The 17,332-nt window shown below is 45.5% G+C and carries 17 protein-coding genes and 1 other annotated feature; of the genes, 6 read left to right on the top strand and 11 right to left on the bottom strand.

Translation table 11 applies throughout. From position 1 onward, the window contains the following. Window positions 1-49: 49 nt before the first annotated feature. Window positions 50-364, top strand: coding sequence for a YtpI family protein (locus P400_RS0107500; protein WP_034770953.1), 315 nt, complete (start codon window positions 50-52; stop codon window positions 362-364). Between the two features lie 38 nt (window positions 365-402). On the opposite strand, the gene P400_RS0107495 is transcribed toward P400_RS0107500, so the two are convergent. Further along, window positions 403-1,713 (bottom strand): DRTGG domain-containing protein, encoded by a 1,311-nt coding sequence (locus P400_RS0107495; protein ID WP_026825598.1) that lies wholly within the window; start codon window positions 1,711-1,713, stop codon window positions 403-405. A 165-nt stretch (window positions 1,714-1,878) separates the two neighbouring features. On the opposite strand from P400_RS0107495, the gene P400_RS0107490 reads away from it, so the two are divergent. Next, entirely contained in the window at window positions 1,879-2,976 is a 1,098-nt protein-coding gene (locus tag P400_RS0107490; RefSeq protein ID WP_026825597.1) for a M24 family metallopeptidase, read from the top strand. 48 nt (window positions 2,977-3,024) lie between these two features. On the opposite strand, the gene P400_RS0107485 is transcribed toward P400_RS0107490, so the two are convergent. Both P400_RS0107485 and P400_RS0107480 read right to left on the bottom strand, forming a co-directional pair. Beyond that, the gene (locus tag P400_RS0107485) at window positions 3,025-3,747 is read right to left on the bottom strand and encodes a metallophosphoesterase family protein (protein WP_026825596.1); all 723 of its coding nucleotides are present in this window, start codon (window positions 3,745-3,747) and stop codon (window positions 3,025-3,027) included. Between the two features lie 11 nt (window positions 3,748-3,758). Then, window positions 3,759-4,484 carry an SDR family oxidoreductase gene (locus P400_RS0107480; protein ID WP_026825595.1) on the bottom strand — a complete coding sequence of 242 codons (726 nt, stop codon included), beginning with the start codon at window positions 4,482-4,484 and terminating at the stop codon, window positions 3,759-3,761. 183 nt (window positions 4,485-4,667) lie between these two features. On the opposite strand from P400_RS0107480, the gene P400_RS0107475 reads away from it, so the two are divergent. Beyond that, the gene (locus P400_RS0107475; RefSeq protein WP_026825594.1) at window positions 4,668-5,105 is read left to right on the top strand and encodes a universal stress protein; all 438 of its coding nucleotides are present in this window, start codon (window positions 4,668-4,670) and stop codon (window positions 5,103-5,105) included. A gap of 57 nt (window positions 5,106-5,162) precedes the next feature. Here P400_RS0107475 and P400_RS15860 read toward each other — a convergent pair whose 3' ends face one another. The 4 genes from P400_RS15860 to tpx form a co-directional block, all read right to left on the bottom strand. Then, window positions 5,163-5,765, bottom strand: a complete 603-nt coding sequence (locus P400_RS15860; protein ID WP_026825593.1) for a 3D domain-containing protein — start codon at window positions 5,763-5,765, stop codon at window positions 5,163-5,165. Window positions 5,766-6,172: 407 nt separating this feature from the next. Next, complete coding sequence (locus tag P400_RS0107465; RefSeq protein ID WP_026825592.1) at window positions 6,173-7,384, bottom strand: acetate kinase; 1,212 nt, start codon at window positions 7,382-7,384, stop codon at window positions 6,173-6,175. Between the two features lie 119 nt (window positions 7,385-7,503). Further along, complete coding sequence (locus P400_RS0107460; protein ID WP_026825591.1) at window positions 7,504-8,397, bottom strand: class I SAM-dependent methyltransferase; 894 nt, start codon at window positions 8,395-8,397, stop codon at window positions 7,504-7,506. Between the two features lie 97 nt (window positions 8,398-8,494). Beyond that, the gene (gene tpx, locus P400_RS0107455; RefSeq protein WP_026825590.1) at window positions 8,495-8,983 is read right to left on the bottom strand and encodes a thiol peroxidase; all 489 of its coding nucleotides are present in this window, start codon (window positions 8,981-8,983) and stop codon (window positions 8,495-8,497) included. A gap of 149 nt (window positions 8,984-9,132) precedes the next feature. Here tpx and P400_RS0107450 point away from each other — a divergent pair, with 149 nt between their 5' ends. After that, the gene (locus P400_RS0107450) at window positions 9,133-9,951 is read left to right on the top strand and encodes an NAD kinase (RefSeq protein WP_026825589.1); all 819 of its coding nucleotides are present in this window, start codon (window positions 9,133-9,135) and stop codon (window positions 9,949-9,951) included. A 55-nt stretch (window positions 9,952-10,006) separates the two neighbouring features. Here the strand turns inward: P400_RS0107450 and P400_RS0107445 are convergent, their stop codons facing one another. After that, window positions 10,007-11,578, bottom strand: a complete 1,572-nt coding sequence (locus P400_RS0107445; protein ID WP_026825588.1) for an amidohydrolase — start codon at window positions 11,576-11,578, stop codon at window positions 10,007-10,009. 74 nt (window positions 11,579-11,652) lie between these two features. Next, a complete protein-coding gene (ezrA, locus tag P400_RS0107440; RefSeq protein WP_026825587.1) occupies window positions 11,653-13,383 on the bottom strand; it encodes a septation ring formation regulator EzrA in 1,731 nt (576 codons plus the stop codon). A gap of 235 nt (window positions 13,384-13,618) precedes the next feature. Between ezrA and P400_RS0107435 the strand changes: the two genes are divergently transcribed. Continuing rightward, window positions 13,619-14,101, top strand: a complete 483-nt coding sequence (locus P400_RS0107435) for a GAF domain-containing protein (protein ID WP_026825586.1) — start codon at window positions 13,619-13,621, stop codon at window positions 14,099-14,101. A 222-nt stretch (window positions 14,102-14,323) separates the two neighbouring features. Beyond that, the gene (gene rpsD / locus P400_RS0107430; protein ID WP_026825585.1) at window positions 14,324-14,923 is read left to right on the top strand and encodes a 30S ribosomal protein S4; all 600 of its coding nucleotides are present in this window, start codon (window positions 14,324-14,326) and stop codon (window positions 14,921-14,923) included. 35 nt (window positions 14,924-14,958) lie between these two features. Here the strand turns inward: rpsD and P400_RS0107425 are convergent, their stop codons facing one another. Then, complete coding sequence (locus P400_RS0107425) at window positions 14,959-15,585, bottom strand: GTP pyrophosphokinase (protein WP_026825584.1); 627 nt, start codon at window positions 15,583-15,585, stop codon at window positions 14,959-14,961. A 100-nt stretch (window positions 15,586-15,685) separates the two neighbouring features. Then, the gene (gene tyrS / locus P400_RS0107420) at window positions 15,686-16,933 is read right to left on the bottom strand and encodes a tyrosine--tRNA ligase (protein ID WP_026825583.1); all 1,248 of its coding nucleotides are present in this window, start codon (window positions 16,931-16,933) and stop codon (window positions 15,686-15,688) included. A 48-nt stretch (window positions 16,934-16,981) separates the two neighbouring features. Beyond that, window positions 16,982-17,183 (bottom strand) — a binding site (T-box leader). Window positions 17,184-17,332: the final 149 nt, after the last annotated feature.

The raw sequence follows: 17,332 nt of genomic DNA, 5'->3' as shown, positions 1-17,332 counted from the left end.
ATTATGGTATGATGATAACAGATTATGAGATAGAAAGGGGTTCCTTCACTTGCAACTTGTCATGATTGGACTCATTTTGTTCGCGCTCGGAGCGTACCTTGTCTTCAAGCGCCGTGCTTTTTTGACAAAGACGCCAAACCGTAAAGCTTTGTTCAACACACAAGCTTTAATCTGGTTAAGTTTATTCCTTGCGTTATTCGCTGCGAACCAAATGGTTGGTGGATTCGGATTGAATTCGACTGTCGGTTGGATTGTCAGTATCGTCATGTTGGTCGTTGGCTTGGGTAATGCGATTGTCGGATTTATACGTTACCGAAAAATCTATCCGCACGCCGCGGAAGAACCTACGAATACACCTTCATAAAAAGAGCACCGCTACAAATGTAGCAGGTGCTCTTTTCGTTAACGATCAATCAATTGTGCCGTGACGAGTGCCTTGGCAACAAGTTGTGTACCTTGTGTCATTTCTACGTCGACTTTCCCGAACTTTCGCCCAAGGTCGAAGACGTTCGCAGACACCCGAATCTGACTTTCAATCTGAATTGGTTTCATGAAATAAACTGTGATGTTCTCCACCACCAGGTCCCCTTTTTTCATGTGACGCAGACTACGCGTCGCCCCTTCTACCAACAAAGTCGTCAACACACCGGAAGAGGCGGTTCCCATATGACTCGTCATTTGTGGTGCGACTTCAACCGTGAAGGCCGTTCCGTTCGATGCAGGGTCTTCCTTTAGTTGATTCGTGATCATATTATCGAACGTTTCGCCGACTTGCGGTTGACGGTTCGCCAGCTGCAACGCCTTCAGTACATCCTGACGACTGATGATGCCGAGGAGGCGCCCATAGTTATCGACGACAGGAAGCATCTCAATCCCTTCCCAAACCATCTGGTGCGCCGCATTGGTCACACTAGTCTGCACCCCGACCGTAATCGGACTTTTTGTCATGACCTTCTCGATATCATGATCATGTGATTTGTCAATCACATCCTTCGCAGTAATCACACCGACCACTTTCATCTGTTCATCGATGACCGGATAACGATTATGCTTCGTCCGTTCGTTCAATTCATGCCAACGTTTCAAAGTGTCATCAGCCTTCAAATAAAACGTGTCATGGAGTGGGATGACAATGTCCGAAACAAGTAAAATCTCTTTCTTGATCAGTCGGTCGTAAATGGCGCGGTTGATCATCGTAGCGACGGTAAAACTGTCATACGATGTAGAAATCACAGGCATGTCGTACTTATCTGCCATTCGCTTCACTTCGTCCGTCGTATCAAACCCACCCGTGATCAACACAGCCCCGCCTGATTGTAAGACAAGTTCATGCGCTTTTTCTCGGTTCCCGATGATGACAAGCGAGTCGACATCGATATATCGCATCATCGCCTCAAGCTTCATAGCACCGATAACAAATTTTGATAGCGTCTTGTGCAATCCGTTCCGTCCACCTAACACTTGTCCATCCACGATATTAACGACTTCAGCAAATGTGAGTTTCTCGATATTCTCTTTTTGTTTACGCTTGATTCGAATCGTCCCCACACGTTCAATGGTAGAAACGAAGCCCAGGTTCTCAGCTTCTTTGATGGCCCGGTAAGCCGTACCTTCAGACACAGCCAATTCTTTTGCAATTTGACGGACCGATATTTTTGACCCAACATCGAGTGATTCGATATGTGCTATGATCTGTTCATGTTTTGTGGTCATACGCGGAGTCCCTTCTCTCAATACATTTTCTACTATGTTCATTATACTGTATCAGTCAAACATGTTCAAACTGTACCAATAAAATTGGAACATTTCCTTTCTGTTTTCGAAACAGCTATAATAGACGAGAAGTCAACGTAAGAGGTAGAAGGGAAGGGATTCATCTTGAATCAACGCACCAATCAAATTGCACAATCTCTAGCAACAAAAGGCTTAGATGCGGCATTTATTACATCGAAAGCGTCCGTATTTTATTTCTCGGGTGTATATGCGGAAGCCCATGAACGATTAATCGCCGTCTTGGTCTTAAAGAACGGGACAACTGCCATTATCTGCCCTGCTCTTGAAAAAGGGATCGTCGAAGCGAGTGACTGGTCAGGTGAGATCGTGACGTATATGGATCATGAGAATCCATGGGACAAAATCGTCAAGTTATTCCTCGACAACCAAATCGTTCCTGAACGAATCGGTATCGAAGGGGAGCATTTGACATTCAATCGAGTCGAACAACTCCGTGCCGGTTTTGCCGGCTTGTCTATCATTGATTTGACTGACGAACTTCAAGCGTTACGTATGATCAAATCACCAGATGAAGTTCGCGTTATGAAACGGGCCGCCGAGCTAGCAGATATGGCAATCGAAGCTGGGATTCGCTCCCTGCGCGAAGGCGTGACTGAGCTCGAAGTCATCGCCGACATCGAGTACGCCATGAAACAGCAAGGGGTTCGTGAAATGTCATTCGATACGCTCGTATTGTTCGGCGAGAATAGCGCTGACCCTCATGGTGTGCCGGGCAATAACCGTTTGAAAAAAGGAGATTTCGCATTGTTTGACCTCGGTGTCGTCTGGCAAGGATATTGCTCTGATATCACACGTACAGTCGTTTTCGGCGAAGCGAGTAAGAAACAACGTGAACTTTATGAAACGGTTCTACAAGCTGAAGAAGCAGCAATCGAGATGGCGAATGTCGGAACGACACTCGGTGCAATCGATATTGCAGCCCGTCAAGTCATTACATCTGCCGGATATGGCGAATACTTCACCCATCGAATTGGCCACGGAATCGGAATCGAAGTGCATGAACACCCATCGATGGCAGCGAACAATGACACGACCGCCCAAGTCGGTATGACTTTCACAGTCGAACCAGGGATCTATTTACCAGGAGTCGGCGGGGTCCGCATCGAAGATGACCTCGTTATGACCGAGAGCGGTCCGATCACATTGACGAGCTATCCCAAAACACTGCAAGAGATTGAATGACAAAAAGTGCGGTCCATTCAAGGATCGCACTTTTTTACATGACTTCTTTTAATAGAATAAGCGCATCATGACATCTCGTTGAGGAACCTCATGGCGTTCCATCTTTTCTAAAAATGTACGTTTATCGTAGGGGACTGCTTTTAAATCAAGTCGGATTCCGGTCTCTCCCTCTGACAATATAGCAAAGCGAGCAAGTTCATCCCGCGCAACACCGAGCGCACCGGGATTGACATAGCATTTCGTATCATCTTCAAACAAATGAACGGGATGGTGATGTCCGAATAAGATGACATCTCCAGCGTATTCACCGTATAGTCGTTGCATATTTTCAAGTGTTGGTTCAAGAATATCGTGAAATGGTTCTTCGACGATCGTGGCTTCCCACTTCTCATTAGGGATGTGGTAGTGGATACCGAATGCCGTTTGCCCAGCTAACTCGGTAGTGATCGTTCGAGGTAGCGACTCCAATACATCCACATAGTTCGTATCAAGGTGACGCGCGACCCACTCATGATGAGGACGCGTATGGGCGTAACTGTCTGGGTGACCGTGTCCAGCCAAAAGCGAGATGACTGCTTCGTCATGATTTCCAGAAATCATATGCGCTCCCCGATCCAGCAATCGCTCCATAACCGCATTGGAGTCCGGCCCCATCGCAATCATATCACCAAGTGACCAAACGACGTCAACTCGTTGTGCATCCATTGCGTGAAGCACCGCCTGTAACGCTTCTAGATTTCCGTGAACATCCGTCACAATCCCAATCTTCATCCTTCTACCCCTCACTTCCGATACTGATGCACGACGTTGACCCCGCCTGTCACATCGATGACGGCACCAGTGATCATATCCGATTCTTCTTGTAACAAGAAGGAAATCAGACGGGCGATATCTTCTCCCGTACCGTGCCGGCCTACTGGCGTTCCTTCATCCACTTCAGCTTCCTCGATTCGCATCTCTTTTTGAGACCCGACGATATTTCCCGGGTTGACCATGTTCGCCGTAATTCCGAACGGGGCCTCTTCTAACGCGACCGATTTCGTCAAGCTGACGAGCGCCGTCTTTGCAGCAGCGAACGCAGAACGATGAATCCAACCAGGTGCCGACCCACTCTCCGGAAAACCATAAGAGATGATGCGTCCGAACCGATTCGTTCGCATTGAAGGAATCGCACGTCGCATCAACCAAAATGAGGCAGATAGGTTGCCGGTGAGCACTTCGTCCCACTCTTCATCCGTCAACTCAACGAGCGGCTTGCGCTCAAAGATGTATGGACCTGCATTTAAAATCAAGGCGTCCGGTTCACCAAAGCGTTCGACCGCTTCCTCATAGGCCGAGAGCAGTTGTTCGCGGTCCGTCAATCCCGCCTCGATAATATGTATATGTTCGTGCTCCCAGTCGATTGGGTTTCGTTGCAAGATGCTGACGTACCAACCATCTTGTATAAGACGTTCTGTCACGACGCGACCGATTCCTTTCGCACCAGATGTAATCATCACATGTTTCATCGCCTTACCTCCTCCGCCTTATTTTACCCGTTCTAACACACGAATTCCAAACTTGGACATGTCGTGAACGACATCATGAAAAAATTCACTCATTTTCATAACGAAAAAGCGTGAAAACTGAAAGAAGTGGTATACTATATATGTAAGCCGAACGTATATTTCGAGCGAAAGGTTGGGATTCACATGGCAATTGTATACAAACACATTTTATCTGCCGTTGACGGCTCTAAAGAGGCGGAACGCGCATTTGAGACAGCAATCGATGTCGCGATTCGTAACGAAGGAAAACTGTACGTCGGTCACGTCATTGATACACGAACGTTTGCGACTGTCGAAGCATACGATCGGACAATCACTGAACGCGCTGAGACATATGCCAGAGAATTGCTTGAAGACTATGTGAATCGAGCTAAAGAACGTGGTGTAAAAGAAGTTGAAACCGTAATAGAATATGGTTCCCCTAAAGTAACTATCTCTAAAAAGATTGCGCCTAACCATGATATTGACCTTATTATTTGTGGCGCGACCGGTTTGAACGCGGTCGAACGATTCTTTATCGGAAGCGTATCTGAGAGCATCGTCCGTTATGCGAAGTGTGACGTTCTCATCGTCCGCCAATAACTGTTCATTTATTTTAAAAAGGGTCTTGCGCAATCGCAAGACCCTTTTGATGTGGAATTATAGCACCTTAACGGTAACCGTTTTGCGACCAAATTGAATCGCAGCACTGTGTGAGTACATTAAGATATCGATTTTATTCCCTTTAATCGCGCCGCCTGTGTCAGCCGCTGTATATGTGCCTAACAACTTGCTTCCCACGTATACTTGAACTTTAGTACCGAGTGGAATGACACGAGGGTCCACTGCGATGACGTTACGCTTTTGAGTGCGGACATTCCAACCGAGTGCCGTTTTACCAGAACATCCCCTGCAATACGGAGTATATGCTGATGCTTTCATCGTATATGTTTTAACGCTTGCTGGTTTGATTGGTTTTGGAGCACTCACCGTACGTAAGTTTTTTGTCGGGATCCATCCGGCCTTCCCATTATAGTTCACGCGAATCCAAGCACCTCGAGAGCCCGTTCGTTGAAGACGATCACTCGCCTTAATCTTCCCAATCACTCGTGCATTCGATTTCCCCTCTGCATATACCAATTTCGATCCTGATTTCGTTGCAACATATACTTTTTTTGTAGCTGCTTCCACTGGTGAAGTTGGTAAGGCAAATGCAAACACGGCGATGGCGAGAAGTAATAGCGTCATGATTTTTTTCAACATACGTTTTTCGTCCTCTCTTCGTCAATTTGTTTAAGATTCGATATCATCACTTATATGACAGATGAACTTTATGTTCTAATGAATATTTCGTCCAAATAACTATATGATGAAATATCCGTTAGTGCCGTTACACTTCCTGTTCATTTGAGTGACACGAACATTACAAATTGATGTCAAAACGAACGATTTGTTACGTTGAACCGACCGTCTGTAACGAAAGAGAGATTTTTATATAATTAACATCCAATAAATGGTTCGTTCATGACTCAAACATTACAAAACAATCAAAATAATACGCCTTATGTTACATACAAAAAATCCTTTTTCCTATTCACGCTTCGTTTAATTAGGAAAAAAGACCTAAAAAAATCCCCACATTACTTGAAGTAACGTGGGGCAGATTTATTTTATGCGTGTTCTTCGACGAGGTTCGCGATGCGAACCGTGTCCCGTGCGATAACCAATTCTTCGTTTGTCGGGATGATGATGACCTTAACTGGTGAGTGTGGATAGTTGATGAACAATTCTTTACCACGTGCACCGCTGTTAAGTGAAGGATCCCAGTACACTCCCATAAATTCAAGACCACGAAGGATACGCTCACGGATGACGTCAGAGTTCTCACCGACACCTGCTGTGAAGATAATGGCGTCGACACCATTCATTTCAGCGGCATATTGTCCGATATAACCATGAATGCGGTTCGAGAAGATTTTCAATGAAACTTCTGCACGATGGTTACCTTCTGCAGCAGCTTGCTCGATGTCACGCAAGTCACTTGAAATACCAGAAAGACCATAAACACCGGACTCTTTATTCATGACATTCAACACATCTTCAGCAGACTTCCCTGTTTTTTGCATCAAGAAGGGAATGAGCGCAGGGTCCAATGAACCTGAACGAGTTCCCATTGTAATTCCTTCTAGTGGTGTGAAGCCCATTGTTGTATCGATTGAACGACCACCTGCGACGGCTGCGATTGATGCACCGCTACCTAGGTGACATGAGATTAAACGTAAATCTTCGAGCGGACGGCCGAGAAGTTCTGCCGCACGTTGTGTGACATACTTGTGGCTAGTACCGTGGAAACCATACTTTCGAACACCGTGTTCTGTGTAGTATTCATACGGAAGACTGTACAAGAAGTTCTCTTCTGGCATCGACTGGTGGAATGCCGTATCGAACACTGCAACTTGTGAAACATTTGGCAAGATTGTTTGGAAAGCACGAATCCCAGTCAAGTTCGGCGGGATGTGAAGTGGTCCGAGCTCTGTGAAAGACTCGATATTCTTCATCACTTCTTCGTCGATGACGACCGAATCAGCATACAACTCTTTTCCGTGTAACACACGGTGACCTACGCCAGAAATCTCGTCGAACGATTGGATGATATCGAGTTCGATTAATTTCTCCAACGCCAATTCAACCGCTTCTTTATGTGTGTGAAGTGGCGTGACCACGTTGAACTTCTGTCCTTCACCATACTTGATTGTAAAAATTGCATCTTCTTTCCCTACACGCTCAACAAGTCCGACTGCGAGCAACTCTTCAGAAGGCATCTCGAGTAACTGGAACTTGAGCGATGAACTACCAGCATTGACTGCCATAATTTTCGTCATGTCATACACCTCTTAACTTTCGTTTTAAACGCTTTTATTTATCTGTTCAATTTAAAACTGATAACTGTATCATAATGAAGATACTTGATTTTGCATACCTTTTTCAAGTATTTTGTCCATTATTTTTGTGTTGTTTTGAACCATTCGTCAATCTGTTTCACCACATTGGCAACTGCTCTTACATCTGTGAACGATGGAAGTTCAACAAATAGTGCTTGTTTCGGACGCGTGACGCCTTCCCCTACTTTTTGAAGGAGCAACAAACTTTTCGCATAACGTTCATCTTTAAACATCGTCGTCGGGAGCTGGATGACCCCTTTGACGACGGCCTCGCGGTCCATCCATTGTTTTAATTTCCCTTCATCATCCTGTTCAAACAAATTGTTCGGAATGACAAACAATCCATGACCACCCGGTTTCGTATGACGAATCGCTTGTTCCATCATAAGAAAATGAGAGTACGAATGACCTTCTTCTCGCTCCATATCATATTCGGCGGCGACTTCATCGTTCGGATAATACCCGATCGGTAAGTCGGCAATCGAAAGATCGCTCGGCTCGACTAATAGAGGAGCGAGGGCGTCTTGATGGAAGTACGATACCGGCTCCCCTAATAAGTTACTTATAGAATAGGAAAGGCGGAGTAACAATTCATCGACTTCGACTGCTTGCGCTGTCGCATCTTTCAACTGGGAAAGGACGGCATGCGATAGTGTACCCGTTCCGCTACCAAGATCAAGGATTGTCGCCTCGTCCTTAAGTAGCTTTGTTGCCAAGTAGCCTATGAACAAACTGACCGCATCTGGTGTCGGTTGATTGTTCGGCGGAAGTTGTGTCGTTTCTTCAAGCACGAGCAAGCTGATGGCTTTGCGCACATCATCCATTTTTTCTTTTTCAATTTCGACGTGGTCAAACACTTGTACAAGCGCCTCAATCGGTAATACATCTAAGTCGTTGACGAGCTTTTTCGCTTCTGTTTTCCAATCACGATACAGTTGTTCAAAACGTTCCATTTTTCGTTCATCCTTTCCATACAAAACCGGCCCCCATAAGAGGACCGGTCGGTTCACATACTAGTGTAAGCTATTTTAATCAATTTCGCCAAACGAATCAATTCGCTTGTTCGAACGCTTGTAATGCCGCTTCAAAATCGACTTCATCTGTCATTTCATCCATGTATTGAACATACTTCACAGTTCCATTTGAATCGACGACGAACACAGAACGTGCGAGAAGACGCATTTCTTCAATTAAGACTCCGTACGCTTTCGCGAATGAAAGGTCGCGGTGGTCGGAGAGTGTGACCACGTTATCTAGACCAGATGCTGAACACCAACGGCGCTGTGCGAATGGTAAGTCGTTCGACACGGTCAAGACCGTTCCGCCAAGTGAAGAAGCTTTCTCATTGAATTCACGCGTTTGTGCGTCACATACGCCTGTATCAATCGAAGGAATGACGCTGATCAGTTTTTTACCCGGGTAACTTGCTAATGTCACTTCTTCTAAAGCGGTCGTTAAAACACGGAAATCAGGAGCTTCGTCTCCCACTTTCACTGGATTCCCTTGTAATGTCACGTTGTTCCCTTTAAATGTTGGCATAAACTCATCCCCTTTGTTGTAGTTACTTGTTCATCATATCGATGAATTCGAGCCTTTGACAAACTTCCTGCTTTTGGCTCTGTTTCAGTTTTCCCTATATTGGTCAGAAGAAACACGTTATAATAAAGGAGACACCATTGACAAAGGGGATGACTCAGATGAGAAACAACGTCTATTTGTACCATCGTAACGTCAACGAATTCACTAAAGAAGTGAAAAAGTTAAAAGAAATTGGGGAAAAACACGGATTTAACATCGTGAATCAACCTGAGGACGCGAACATTATCGCAGCAGTCGGCGGGGACGGCGCATTCTTGCAGGCTGTTCGTTACACCGGTTTCCGTCAAGATGCCATTTATGTCGGATTCGGACGCGGATTGAACGAGTTTTATTGTGATTTTGATATACATAAACTCGATGAAGTTGACCGACTCTTCTCAGACAACTCGACACGGATCGAAGAAGGCATCGAAGTACGGAAGTATCCGCTTCTCTCTTCATCAATCAACGAATCGACACCGCTTCTCTGTTTAAATGAAGCTTCGATTAAATCTAGTATCATCAAATCACTCGCCATCGAGGTATATATCGACGACTTACATTTCGAAACATTCCGTGGGGACGGAATGGTGGTCTCGACTCCGACCGGTTCGACTGCCTATAACAAATCCTTGAGCGGTGCGGTCGTCGATCCACTCATCCCTTGCATGCAAGTGAGCGAAATCGCATCGGTCAACAATAATCGGTACCGTACGCTTGGCTCTTCTTTCATCGTCCACGACTCACGTAAGCTATCGCTTCGTATCGTCGAAGACGGAAATGACTATCCGATCATCGGTATGGATAACGAGGCACTTAGTTTAAAATATACAGACCGAATTGATATCGAGCTTTCAGACCAAGTCATCAAGACCGTCAAACTCCGGACCAACTCGTTTTGGCACAAAGTACAACGTTCATTCTTCTAATAAACAAGAGGAGTCGATTCATCCGACCTGGATGAATCGACTCCTCTTTAATAGTTTACGATGTGATGACTTCTGCCTCGTATACCGGTTTTCCTTCGACGACCGTCATGACGAGACGATTATGAAGAATGTCTTCTCCGCTTAATTTAAAGAAATCCTCATCCCATACTGTGAAATTGGCATTGTAACTTTGAATCAACAGCCCATTCCTACCATGTGTACCGGTTGCAACATGAGGTGAATAAGTGAAGCTACGGAGTGCTTCATACATCGATAGGCGTTCGTTTGGATTTAGCGTGCTCGACCCTTTGAACGACTGTCTCGTCACTGCACCGAACAACCCCTTTCGAACATCGACGGATGAAATCGGAGCATCACTTCCTCCTAATAAGAGGGCCCCCGTATCTAGTAATGATTTGAACCGATACACATCATGAACGCGTTCATTCCCTAACCGTTCGAATAACATATCTAAATCATCCGATAAAAATACAGGTTGTGCGTCAATCAACACGGGTAGCGATTTGATGCGGTTGATGAGTGAATCATTTAATAGCGAAGCGTGAATAATTCGATCTCTCGTTCCTTTTTTAGCAGGATATTTTTCGAGTAAACCGACAAACTGTTCGACCGCCGCATCCCCGATCACATGTGCCGCCACATTCATTCCGTACGTCCGCGCTTTTTTCACGAGCGCTTCGAGATGGTCCGGTCGATGCACTTCGATTCCGCGCTGACTTTGATCATCCGCATAAGGAACGGATAAAAGAGCGGTGCGTCCACCGAACGAACCGTCCACAAACAACTTCATCGCCCCAAAATCAAACCGTTTTCGCTTTGTCATCGCATCCTGTTGAATAATACGGTCCACCACCTGCTCATGAACGAGAAGATGCGCCTGAAACGGGAGGTCTTCTAAAACATCCTCGTACGCTTGAATCGTCTCAAGTGGGTCTCCATGATAAAATAAGTCTTCGGTGTGAGCACCCACGATGCCATGCGAGAATAATGAATCGATTGCGCGACGGAGCGAGGTAGCATTTTTCTTTCGATTCCCACTCAGTTCTTTATAAAGAAGGTCTAAGGCAGCATCATATAAGACGCCGTTCAACTTTCCTTCCTCGTCTCGGCCGAGTTTCCCACCTTCGATGACCGTATGATGAATCAAACCGAGGCGTTCAAGTCCTTTCGAGTTCACAACCGCCACATGACGACAGACACGCTTCAAGACGACAGGACGATCACCAATCACTTCATCAATCATCTCCCTTGTCGGCATTTCGCCAAGCAAACGATCATCAAACCCTTCGGCTACAATCCATTCGTCCCCAGACCCTTGTTGTTTCATCGTCTCAAGTAATTCTCGAAGGTTGGTCGCTTCGCTTGCATCGACACGTTCTAACGCTTCTCCGTAGCCGACGAGATGGATATGTGAGTCAGTGAAGGCTGGATATACACTTTTCCCTTCCAAGTTCACAATCTCTTCAATCCGACCGGCGTATGTACGACGGAGATGCCCTTCTTCTCCCATTTTTAAGACCCGACCATGCTCTACAAACATGGCTCGCATCATCTCACCTGGTTTATTTAACGTATAGATGTTCCCATTGACCCATAACGTACCCATCTGACGATTCCTCCTTGATTGAAAAAAGATTGACGTCTACGTTTTTCCCGTTTCCGTCAATCTTCATGCATCGATTATTTTTTTAGTAACTCTTGTTGCTCTAACCCTTTATCCACACGTTGACGAATTTCATGCGCCCCGTTTTCTTCAAATCGCCCAAGCACCCGCTCACCGATTTCAACGGCAGTACCGTACTCACCATGCAAAAATTTATTTTCTGCAAGCGTCAGAGCAATGTGCACTTCGTTGTCACGACGACGGAAACGGTTCGCATACTGTAATAACTGTTCGGCATACGTCACTTGACGAATGAGGGCATGTACACGGTCACGGAAATGGTCCATCATTTCTTCCACGTCATGGCTGAGCCCTACGATGTATGTCATATTGAACGGCGCCTTATCGAACTGTTCATCTAACGACTGGACACCTTTTTGAAGTTGACGTAAGTCGTTCGACAAGTCGCTCGGTACAACCGGCATCGCACTTTTTGCCAAAAGTCGTCGGTGGCCAGACAATTCTTTCTTCCACGTCTCTAACTTGTGTCGTACTTCAAGTTCTTCTTTTCTTAATGAATTCGTGTCTTCAATGAACCGTTCGTGCATCGCATTGAATTGGTCGAGTGATCGTTTCGCTTCCTGCACTTTAGATTTAATCATGCTAAACGGCAACATTTGAGCGACAAGAGCTTGTTCGATGTCAAGGACGTTGGCCGTAAGCTCCGTCAGTTCACGTTCTAGTTGTTCAAACTCTTCACCGACGCGGGCATTGATTTCATAATTACTGACGAGTCGAGACATTTCAGTTTGTAGGTTGTTCATGATTTCAGTGGATTGACGTTCTCGTTCCTGAATCGCTGCAAATTCTTTTTTCACGTATTGACGAGCATCGACTTCCGTTCGGAATGCTTCAAATAGTTGGTCGATATCCGAACTCAATTGTTGCATGTCCTCTTCGAAATGATCGAATTCCAATCGCTCGATTCGAGTCATCAGTTCCTCACGACGTTCTTCCGCTTGGTCGATTTCATCCATCAGTCCGAGCGGTTCGAGCGCATATCCGTCCATTTGCATTTCTTTATGTCCAGCCCGCAACTGTTGGAGTTGTTGTTTTAACTCAACTTGAACCGTTCGTACAAATTGAGGAATGATTCGAATCAACTCACGGATATGTCCGACTTTGTCCGAAAGTGCTTGTCCGGTTTCAAATGCTTCAGATACTTGACCGACTTGCTTTAAGTTGATCATCTCACTTCGCTTCGCCTCAGCGGTTGCAATCTCTTGTTCGACAAGATCATAGGTCGGTCCGAATGCATGGTTTTGAGAGTTCAATGTTTTGCGGAACTGATACAGTTCTTTCTCATCTTGCTTCACAATATCCATTAGCGACGTGTGGTGTGTTGTAAACTCATCCATCTCATCGAGCATGGCGTGTACCATCGCCTCGAGTTCTTCGATGAGTTGCTCTGTTGCATTTAAGTCGGTCTTCACTTTCATAAAGCGATATTTATCAAGATCTTCTTCAGCTCCATATAACGCTTCATCAATTTGACCTGTATGCACACTGACCAGCTCATCCCAAGACTGATGCCAACGATCAAACTTTTCCTTTGTTTCCCCTTCCATCGGCCATTGTTTGAACTTTTGGAGTTCAACAGGTACGCTCGCACTGAGCACACTTTGTTTCCTCATATCCAAGTCATCAATTTTTTGATAAAAGTTCCTTCGAATGAGCATACTGCCCAACATACCGCCTAATACGACGACGATGATTCCAATGATCAATCCATAAATTCCGTAATCCATCTTTGTCACAACCTCCAAGCCGCTTTCGTGGACTTATGTACCTTATATTAAAAAGAAGTATTTTATAAGAATAGATATACTTAATCATATTATAGAACCAATGATTTGCATAGGTTTTCCAATGGTTTCAATGGAGATTGTTCATTTTTTCAGAACTTTTCCGCAAGACAAATCACTAATTTGCGTGTACCATAATGCTAAATTCTAAAAACATGAAAGACGGAGGGGATTTGCTATGTTCCAAACGACATCGTATTCAGGTGATTTAGCTGCAGGTTATGAACTATTAAATAAGCAACTCGCTGCACTATTAGAAGGTGAGACAAATGAAGTGGCTAACCTAGCTAATGCGAGTGCTTTACTGAATCAATTTTTAGATCGCATCAACTGGGTTGGATTTTATGTGACAAATTCTGAGGATAGTCTCATCTTAGGTCCTTTCCAAGGGCTACCGGCCTGTGTGCACATCGCATTTGGAAAAGGCGTTTGTGGAACGGCAGCGTCTACACAAAAAACTCAGCTTGTGGCCGATGTCCATCAATTCCCGGGACATATCGCTTGTGATGCAGCTTCAAACTCGGAAATCGTTGTCCCTCTCGTGCGCGACGGTAAAACAATCGGCGTCCTCGATATCGACAGCCCTGAATTTAATCGATTCTCCGAAGTCGATCGTCAAGGACTCGAACATTTTTGTGAGACATTACTTCACTATATTTGATTGACAAGCATCACGTTTCATCGTATACTCATCTTTGTGCATGAAATGACGATAGCAGTCACTGACAAACGTATCCACCTTTCGGGCCTCGACTTAGTCGGAGGGGCATCTCGTAGCTTCGCTATCAAGTGAAGGTGCTTGCACCTTGAAAGGGGCGTTACTCGTCTTTGACACCGTTGTTCTTTTGTGCAAAATACATGAACAACAAGGAGGAGTCCAAACATGGCTCGTTACACAGGTCCAGCTTGGAAACTCTCGCGTCGCTTAGGCATCTCGCTTAGCGAAACGGGTAAAGAATTAGTAAAACGTCCTTACGCACCAGGTCAACACGGAAATGGTCGTAAGAAAATCTCAGAATACGGTCTTCAACTTCAAGCGAAGCAAGCACTTCGTCACATGTACGGAGTGAACGAGAAGCAATTCAACCGCATCTTCAACGATGCTGGTAAAATGCCAGGCATCCACGGTGAGAACTTCATGTTCTTGCTCGAATCACGCCTTGACAACCTCGTTTACCGTTTCGGTCTCGCTCGCACACGTCGTGGAGCACGCCAACTCGTCAACCACGGTCACATCACAGTTGACGGATCACGCGTAGACATCGCGTCTTACCGCGTAAAACCTGGTCAAGTTATTGCAGTTCGCGAAAAATCGAAAAACGTTAAAGCAATCGCTGAAGCTCTTGAAGTAGCACCAGCTACAAAAGACTTCGTATCGTTTGACGCTGAGAAACTCGAAGGTACATTCGTACGTCTCCCAGAACGCGCTGAACTTAACGACCAAATCAAAGAGCAACTCATCGTCGAGTACTACTCACGTTAATGCTTTTAATCCCCTTCTTCGAGAAGGGGATTTTTTTATTTCTTTAAGATTTCTTGTCGAATACGTCCCATCTGTGTGTCGAGGGCATCGGCCATAAAAGAAGCCTCAATGAGCTCTTCTTTGGACGATTCCGGTATCGCATGCTGATATTTGTATTGAAGCTTATGTTCCGTCGCTGCCCAAAAATCCATGGCGAGCGTCCGAATCTGAATCTCGGCCGGCACCCAGATAATTCGTTCGGCCAAATAGACTTTTGTCTTCACAATGAGATGTAAGCTGCGATACCCGCTTGGCTTCGGATGCTCGATATAATCTTTGACTTCGATAATCTCCAAATCATCCCGCGCCTCTAAATGACGTAAAATCGCATATATATCATCTCGGAAGCTCGTAACAATCCGTATTCCCGCTACATCATGCACATGTTCCCAAAGCGCCTCGATTTCTAACGGCAATTCTTTGCGCCTCATCTTGCGTACGATGGACGGCAACGTCTTCATCCTCGTCTTCACATGTTCAATCGGTGAATACCCGAGTCGCGTCTGCCAATCTAAGTCGATGATCCCGAGGTCGCTCTCAAGTTCTGTGATGGCCATCTCATAGTATCGAAAATGTTCGCGCCATTGATGGAACTGATCACCGAAAAACTCTTCTATTTCCATTATCATCCCTCCTACCTCATCATTTTATCAAATCACCATAGCTGAAAAAGGGTTAAAAAAGTCCATTCCTCAACAAAAAAGGAACGGACGGACATGATGATTATACGTGACGAATCACAAAGTATTTTTTCTTACCACGACGAATGATTGTAAATTCGCCGAGTGTGTCAGCACGCGTGATGACTTTATCAAGTGCCTGTTCACGCTCGCCGTTCAAGTAAATCGCCCCGTTCGTCACGTCTTCTCGTGCCTGACGTTTCGATGGTGAAATCTTCGCTTCGACGAGGAGGTCGACAAGGTTACGTTCCCCGTCAAGTTCAAATTGCGGCATTCCTTTGAATGCGTCCTCCATGTCTTCCGGTTGAAGTGATGTCAGATCACCACTGAAGAATGCTCTCGTGATGCGTTCAGCTTGCTCAAGCCCTGCTTCACTGTGGACGAGCTTCGTCATCTCTTCTGCGAGACGTCGCTGTGCCACACGTTTTTCCGGTGCTTCCGTCACTTCAGCTGCAAGTGCTTCGATTTCTTCATGAGACATGAACGTGAAGTATTTGATGAACTTGATGACATCGGCATCGTCGACGTTAATCCAAAACTGGTAGAACTCGTACGGTGAAGTCTTGTCAGCATCCAACCAAACTGCACCGCCGGCCGTCTTCCCAAATTTCTGACCATCCGACTTCGTGACGAGCGGCACCGTGAGTCCGAACGCTTTTTCCGAATGGCCGAAGCGACGGATCAATTCAAGACCTGCTGTGATGTTTCCCCACTGGTCACTGCCTCCGACTTGAAGACGACATTTTTCAGTCTCATATAATTTCAAGAAATCGTATGATTGCAGCAACATGTATGAAAATTCAGTGTAAGAGATCCCGTTCTCCATACGCGAGTCCACCGAATCTTTCGCTAACATGTAACTGATCGGGAAATGTTTACCGATATCGCGAAGGAAGTCGATAATCGACATCTCTTCTGTCCATTCGTAGTTGTTACGGATTGTGATCGGATTCTCTCCTTCAAGCGGGAGGAATCGACTTAACTGGTCTTTGATACGATCCGAAAAGAGTTTGACCGTATCCAATGTGTTAAGAGAACGCTCGTCTGAACGCCCGGACGGATCTCCAATCATACCTGTCGCCCCACCGACAAGCGCGATGACCTGATGACCTGCCTGTTGGAAACGTTTTAACGTCAAAATCGGCAGTAAGTGCCCGATATGAAGCGAATCCGCTGTCGGATCAAATCCCGTGTACAACGTCGTCGGACCCTTGAGTTGTTCCTTCAATCCTTCTTCGTCTGTCATTTGGTTGACAAGCCCTCTAAACTCTAAATCTTTTAATAGTTCCATTTGTTCCACTCCTTCAATTGACATAAAAAAACGTCCCTTCTCAATATGAGAAGGGACGGAGATTCCGCGGTACCACCCTACTTGTCGCAATATGATGCGACCGCTTTGAGCGAGAGATAACGGTCTCGAACCGGCCTAATGGCACGCTCTGAAAGTGTAATTCATCGTTTGGCGTTGGCTAGTTCACAGCAACCACTAGCTTTCTGGACAAGAGGCCGACCGACTACTTCGCTTTCTTCAAGGCGTCATGATATTGTTGACTATGCTATTCATTTTATAAGCATCGATTTCGACTTGTCAACTCCCATATCGAAACTTGCACGCGACATCGGTTTCACGGTAAGGTGTAGGTTGAATTGTGCTATAATCGAATATATTACTGTCTAAAATAGTTTTACA

It is taken from the genome of Exiguobacterium marinum DSM 16307, assembly GCF_000620845.1.
Taxonomy (GTDB): domain Bacteria; phylum Bacillota; class Bacilli; order Exiguobacteriales; family Exiguobacteriaceae; genus Exiguobacterium; species Exiguobacterium marinum.
The sequence above is the reverse complement of the archived record's forward strand: the minus strand, read 5'-3'. Positions and strand labels throughout refer to the sequence as shown.

Coding starts and splice junctions, on each gene's coding strand:
- P400_RS0107495 (WP_026825598.1), bottom strand. CDS start 1,713: ATGACCACAAAACATGAACAGATCATAGCACATATCGAATCACTCGAT.
- P400_RS0107485 (WP_026825596.1), bottom strand. CDS start 3,747: ATGAAGATTGGGATTGTGACGGATGTTCACGGAAATCTAGAAGCGTTA.
- P400_RS0107480 (WP_026825595.1), bottom strand. CDS start 4,484: ATGAAACATGTGATGATTACATCTGGTGCGAAAGGAATCGGTCGCGTC.
- P400_RS0107475 (WP_026825594.1), top strand. CDS start 4,668: ATGGCAATTGTATACAAACACATTTTATCTGCCGTTGACGGCTCTAAA.
- P400_RS15860 (WP_026825593.1), bottom strand. CDS start 5,765: ATGTTGAAAAAAATCATGACGCTATTACTTCTCGCCATCGCCGTGTTT.
- P400_RS0107465 (WP_026825592.1), bottom strand. CDS start 7,384: ATGACGAAAATTATGGCAGTCAATGCTGGTAGTTCATCGCTCAAGTTC.
- P400_RS0107460 (WP_026825591.1), bottom strand. CDS start 8,397: ATGGAACGTTTTGAACAACTGTATCGTGATTGGAAAACAGAAGCGAAA.
- tpx (WP_026825590.1), bottom strand. CDS start 8,983: ATGCCAACATTTAAAGGGAACAACGTGACATTACAAGGGAATCCAGTG.
- P400_RS0107450 (WP_026825589.1), top strand. CDS start 9,133: ATGACTCAGATGAGAAACAACGTCTATTTGTACCATCGTAACGTCAAC.
- P400_RS0107445 (WP_026825588.1), bottom strand. CDS start 11,578: ATGGGTACGTTATGGGTCAATGGGAACATCTATACGTTAAATAAACCA.
- ezrA (WP_026825587.1), bottom strand. CDS start 13,383: ATGGATTACGGAATTTATGGATTGATCATTGGAATCATCGTCGTCGTA.
- P400_RS0107435 (WP_026825586.1), top strand. CDS start 13,619: ATGTTCCAAACGACATCGTATTCAGGTGATTTAGCTGCAGGTTATGAA.
- rpsD (WP_026825585.1), top strand. CDS start 14,324: ATGGCTCGTTACACAGGTCCAGCTTGGAAACTCTCGCGTCGCTTAGGC.
- P400_RS0107425 (WP_026825584.1), bottom strand. CDS start 15,585: ATGGAAATAGAAGAGTTTTTCGGTGATCAGTTCCATCAATGGCGCGAA.
- tyrS (WP_026825583.1), bottom strand. CDS start 16,933: ATGGAACTATTAAAAGATTTAGAGTTTAGAGGGCTTGTCAACCAAATG.